The organism is Mesorhizobium sp. M7A.F.Ca.AU.002.02.1.1, assembly GCF_003998535.1.
GTDB lineage: Bacteria > Pseudomonadota > Alphaproteobacteria > Rhizobiales > Rhizobiaceae > Mesorhizobium > Mesorhizobium ciceri.
The window spans coordinates 1-1,872 of sequence record NZ_RZPB01000989.1; the positions used below are offsets into that span (position 1 = coordinate 1).

The 1,872-nt window shown below is 62.9% G+C and carries 3 protein-coding genes; all 3 read left to right on the plus strand.

Annotated elements, in window-relative coordinates; genetic code table 11:
- The coding region (locus EN879_RS34130) for a 2-oxo acid dehydrogenase subunit E2 (RefSeq protein WP_206521065.1) at positions 1-275 on the plus strand (275 nt) is incomplete at its 5' end.
- 149 nt (positions 276-424) lie between these two features.
- On the plus strand, positions 425-1,060 hold the full coding sequence (locus tag EN879_RS34135; RefSeq protein ID WP_013531484.1) for an SGNH/GDSL hydrolase family protein: 636 nt from the start codon (positions 425-427) through the stop codon (positions 1,058-1,060).
- A gap of 12 nt (positions 1,061-1,072) precedes the next feature.
- Positions 1,073-1,872, plus strand: an 800-nt coding sequence (locus tag EN879_RS34140; protein ID WP_127274624.1) for an FAD-dependent oxidoreductase, incomplete at its 3' end; no start/stop codon positions are given.

Here is a 1,872-nt window from a genome sequence, read left to right on the forward strand (position 1 = left end):
CGGAAGAGTATCAGGGTGGCACCACGGCGGTGTCCAATCTCGGCATGTTCGGCATCAAGGATTTTGCCGCGGTCATCAACCCGCCGCACGCGACCATCCTGGCGGTCGGCGCCGGCGAGGAGCGGGCGGTGGTCAAGAATGGCGAGATCAGAATAGCCACCGTGATGTCGGTGACGCTGTCGACCGACCACCGCGCCGTCGACGGTGCGCTGGGTGCCGAACTGCTGGTCGCCTTCAAGCGCCTGATCGAGAACCCGATGGGCATGCTGGTTTAGGGAAGCGAGAGGGCGGTGCGGATAGTCTTCACCAGCCTCTTCGCTTTCATCATTTCCGGATTCGCCACCGGACTGGCTGCTCGGAAACGGGCGGTCACAACCCATGGATGGCGGGTGAAGCGTGGGTTGATCGACGCGCAGGTGGGTGCATGAAGACGGTTCTTTGTTACGGCGACTCGCTGACCTGGGGCTACAATGCCGAAGGTGGCCGCCATGCGCTGGAAGACCGCTGGCCAAGCGTGCTGCAGGCCGGCCTTGGCAGTGGCGTCGAAGTTATCGCCGAAGGCCTCAATGGCCGCACCACCGCCTTCGACGACCACCTGGCCGGTGCTGATCGCAACGGCGCCAGGCTGCTGCCAACGGTGCTGACGACGCATGCGCCGATCGACCTGATTGTCATCATGCTCGGCGCCAACGACATGAAGCCGTGGATCCACGGCAATCCCGTCGCGGCCAAGCAGGGTATCCAGCGGCTGATCGACATCGTGCGCGGTCACGACTATCCGTTCGACTGGCCGGCGCCGCAGATCCTCATCGTTTCGCCGCCTGTCGTCAGTCGCACCGAAAATGCCGAATTCAAGGAAATGTTTGCCGGCGGCGACGACGCCTCGAAGTTTTTGGCACCGCAATATGCCGCGCTCGCCGATGAGGCCGGCTGCGGCTTCTTCGACGCCGGCAGCGTGGCGCAAACCACACCTCTCGACGGTGTTCATCTTGACGCCGAAAACACGCGAAACATCGGCGAGGCGCTGACACCAGTCGTGCGCGTCATGCTGGAATTGTGAAGGAGAAAACCCGTGGCTGAGAACTATGACGTCATCATCATCGGCTCCGGTCCCGGCGGCTATGTCACCGCGGTGCGTTCCGCGCAGCTCGGCTTCAAGACGGCGATCGTCGAGCGCGAGCATCTCGGCGGCATTTGCCTTAACTGGGGCTGCATCCCGACCAAGGCGCTGCTGCGCTCGGCCGAGATCATGCACTATTCGGATCACCTGAAGGATTACGGGCTGAAGCTCGACGGCAAGGTCAGCGTGGACACATCGGCCGTCGTTGACCGCTCGCGCAAGGTGTCGCTGCGGCTCAATGGCGGCGTTGCCTTCCTGATGAAGAAGAACAAGGTCGACGTCATCTGGGGCGAGGCCAAGCTTTCGAAGGCGGGCGAGATCGTCGTGTCCAAGACGGCCAAGAAGCCGATGGAGCCACAGCCGCCGGTGCCGAAAGGCGTCAAGGGCGAGGGCACCTATACCGCCAAGCACATCATCCTGGCGACCGGCGCCCGGCCACGCGCGCTGCCCGGCATCGAGCCGGACGGAAAGCTGATCTGGACCTATTTCGAGGCCATGGTGCCGAAGGAGATGCCGAAGTCGTTGCTCGTCATGGGGTCGGGCGCCATCGGCATCGAATTCGCCTCCTTCTACCGCACAATGGGCGCCGAGGTGACGGTGGTCGAATTGCTGCCGGCGGTGATGCCGGTCGAGGACGCCGAAGTCTCGAAGTTCGCGCAAAAGCAGTTCGAGAAGCAAGGCATGAAGATTATCCTCGAACCCAAGGAGACCAAGGTCGAGAAGGGCACGAACTCGGTCACGGCGCACGTCGA